The sequence below is a fragment of the Micromonospora sp. 4G55 genome (genome assembly GCF_016803375.1).
Genome location: NZ_JAEVHN010000671.1, coordinates 1 through 3299 on the forward strand (window position 1 = coordinate 1; position 3299 = coordinate 3299).

The following is a 3299-nucleotide window of genomic DNA, read 5'->3' on the forward strand; positions in this document are numbered from 1 at the left end:
CCCGGCCGAGGTCGAGGCCGCGGAGCCGGTCAGCCCGGTGATCCCCGCTCCCCGTCGCGCGCTGGATGACGAGGCGCCGGTCGCGTCCGACGAGCCGGCGACCGCCGACGCGGACATCGTGGCCACGCCGGACGCCGAGGCGCCGGACGACTTCCGCCGGATCCAGGGCGTCGGGCCGAAGATGGCCGCCGCGTTGCAGGCGGCGGGGATCCGCACCTACCGCCAGCTGGCCGAGCTGGACGAGGCGGCGCTGCGCGAGACCATCCGGACCGCCGGGCTGCGTGCCGCGCCGAGCCTGGCGACCTGGCCGCAGCAGGCCAAGCTGCTGGCCGGGGCCGGCGCCGCGGCCGGTGCGGTGCTGCCGGAGCCGGCCGCCGACCAGGCCTGAGCACCACGTGGGCCGGTGGCCGCGCCTCGGCGCGGACACCGGCCCACACCGTTTCCCCCGGACGCTCACCGACCCGGGGCGGCGTACGGGAAAGCGCCGAACCGGACACGCCGCCGGACGGCCGTCGCTACGGTCGGTGAGCGGGCTGACGGCGGCCCGCCGCGCCGACAACCCGGTACGCAGGAGCAGCACGTGCAGCCACTCATGCCGGAGCCGCCCGCCCGGCAGCCGGCGTGCCGGTGCGTGACCCGGAGGGTCCCCGCCGGGTGACCCTGCTGGAGCTCTTCTTCGACCTGGTCTACGTCGTCGCGCTCGCCCTCATCTCCAAGGGCCTGGTCATCGACCTGACCTGGCAGCACGCCGGCCAGTCCCTGATCATCCTGATGGCCATCTGGTGGACCTGGGCGATCACCACCCTGGTCACCGACATGTACGACCCGCAGCGCCAGGAGATCAAGCTGCTGATCGTGGCGGTGATGTTCGGCGCGCTACTGATGACCACGGCCATCCCGCACGCCTTCACCGACCGGGGCCTGGTCTTCGCCGGCACCTACGTGGCGATCCACCTCGGCCGGGGCCTCTTCCTCATGCCCACGGTACGCGGACACCGGCCCACCCAGCGCCGGGCGGCGCGGATCTTCATCTGGTTCGCCGTCTCCGCGATCCCCTGGATCATCGGCGCCACGGTCAGCGGGCACGCCCGCGAGGCGTGTTGGGCGCTGGCACTCGCCATCGACTACGGCGGCTTCCGGCTGGCGTACCCGGTGCCGGGGCTGGGGATGATCCCCGAGCGGCAACGCAACGTCACCGCGGAGCACCTGTCAGAGCGCTTCCAGCAGTTCTTCATCATCGCGCTCGGCGACGCCGTCCTGGTCATCGGCACCATGTTCAGCCTCCGGCACTCCGAGGTGGAGAACATCGGCGCGTTCGCCATCGCCTTCGCCACCACCCTGCTGCTCTGGCGGATCTACGTCCACCGCTCGGGTGAGCTGCTGCCGCACGCGATCCAGGCGGCGAAGGCGCCGAGCAGCTTCCTGCTGACCGCGCCGTACACCCACCTGACGCTGGTGGCCGGGGTGGTGACCACGGCGGCCGGCTTCGACCTGGTGCTGCACGAGCCGCTGGGGCACACCCCGCCGTCGTGGACGGCGGTCATCCTCGGTGGGCCCGCGCTCTTCCTGGTCGGCCGGTCCGCCTTCGAGTACGAGGTGTTCAGCCGGGTCTCGCTGTCGCGCCCCGGCGGGCTGCTGGCCCTGCTGACCCTCGCCCCGGCGGCGCTGTTCCTGCCGCCGCTCTTCGCCGCCGCGAGCGCGATGGCGGTGCTCGCCGGCGTGGCGGTCGCGGACACCCTGCGCAGCCGGGGCAAGCCGCCGGAGCGCCCTTCCCCGCCCCACTGATCCGGCCGGTGCGCCGGTGACCGTTCCGGATGTCGTTTACCCGTTCGTCGCGTCTGGGTACAAGGTGCGTCACCTCGCACCACCACGACCCCTGGAGGCACCCCATGCGCGGCACGTCGATTCTCGGAGTCCTCGTCGTCATCTGGTTGCTCATCGGCGCGATCGCCGCCGGGCAGCGCGGCTACTACAGCAACGACGACACCAACTGCGCCGAGGCCGGAACGATCCTGGTGACCATCGTGGCCGGGCCGCTGAACTACGTCGGCGCCAACCCGAAGGTCGACTGCAAGCTGCCCGAGCCGTCCAAGTAGGTCCACCGACCCCGGCCCGCGCCCGCACCCCCGGGGCGCGGGCCGTTTCGTGTCCGCTCCCGATCACGTCCGTCACCACCCCTACCGCGTCCTAGGAGGCTGGGTCGAGGGCAGGCGTTTGCCGGCGGACGGGCCGGGAAGGGCAGCGGCCCAGCCCCGGACGGGACGGAGACGCGGCATGCAGATCGGCTACAAGCTGGCCTCGGAGGGTTACGGCCCGCAGGAGATCATCCGCCAGGCGGTCCGCGCCGAGCAGGCCGGCTTCGACTTCGTCGAGATGAGCGACCACTTCCACCCCTGGCTCGACGTGCAGGGCCACTCGTCCTTCACCTGGAGCGTGCTGGGCGCGATCGCCGCGAAGACGAGCAGCCTGGGGCTGGCGACCGGGGTCACCTGCCCGACCGTGCGGTACCACCCGGCGATCATCGCGCAGGCCGCGGCGACCATGGCGCTGATCTCCGACGGCCGGTTCACCCTCGGCGTCGGTGCCGGGGAACGCCTCAACGAGCACGTGGTCGGGCAGGGCTTCCCGAGCGTACGGGGGCGGCACGAGCGGCTGCGCGAGGCGCTGGAGATCATCCGCCTGCTCTGGCAGGGCGGCTACCAGTCGTACGAGGGCAGGCACCTCCAGCTGGAGGACGCCCGGGTCTTCGACCTGCCGGACACCCCGCCGGTGATCGCCGTGGCGGCCAGCGGCAGGTCCTCGGCCACCATGGCGGCCGAGCTGGGTGACGGCCTGTTCGCCACCGAGCCGAAGTCGTCCATCGCCGAGCACTACCGGGCGGCCGGCGGCGCCGGACCCCGCTACGCCGAGGTGCCGCTCGCCTGGGCCGGCGACGAGGAACAGGCGGTGCGGGCCGCATGGGAAACCAGCCGGTGGGCGATCACCGGGTGGAAGGTGATGAGCGAGCTGCCCAACCCGGCGAACTTCGACGCGGCGACCTCCTGGGTGGAGGACCACCACATCCGGCGGCAGTTCGCCGTCGGCCCGGATCCGCAGGTGCACGTGGCGGCGGTCAAGGCGTTCGTCGACGCCGGCTACGACCACATCGTCCTGCAGAACGCCGGCCCCGACCCGGACGGCTTCCTCGACTTCTTCGCCGGCGACCTGGCCGGGCGGCTGCGGTCGCTGGGCTGAGCCACGGCCACGGCGCGTACCCGCCGCCCTGCCCGGCGCGGCGGCGGCCGGTGGGCCTCCGGCGC

Annotated in this window: 4 protein-coding genes; all 4 read left to right on the top strand. The window is 73.2% G+C overall.

What is annotated here, in order from left to right; translation table 11 throughout:
• A partial coding sequence (locus JNW89_RS32065) for a helix-hairpin-helix domain-containing protein (RefSeq protein WP_238451903.1) occupies window positions 1-388 on the top strand: 388 nt, incomplete at its 5' end.
• 266 nt (window positions 389-654) lie between these two features.
• On the top strand, window positions 655-1785 hold the full coding sequence (locus tag JNW89_RS32070) for a low temperature requirement protein A (RefSeq protein WP_238451904.1): 1131 nt from the start codon (window positions 655-657) through the stop codon (window positions 1783-1785).
• A 104-nt stretch (window positions 1786-1889) separates the two neighbouring features.
• Window positions 1890-2096 carry a hypothetical protein gene (locus JNW89_RS32075; protein ID WP_238451905.1) on the top strand — a complete coding sequence of 69 codons (207 nt, stop codon included), beginning with the start codon at window positions 1890-1892 and terminating at the stop codon, window positions 2094-2096.
• Window positions 2097-2274: 178 nt separating this feature from the next.
• Window positions 2275-3234 carry a TIGR03557 family F420-dependent LLM class oxidoreductase gene (locus tag JNW89_RS32080; protein WP_238451906.1) on the top strand — a complete coding sequence of 320 codons (960 nt, stop codon included), beginning with the start codon at window positions 2275-2277 and terminating at the stop codon, window positions 3232-3234.
• Window positions 3235-3299: the final 65 nt, after the last annotated feature.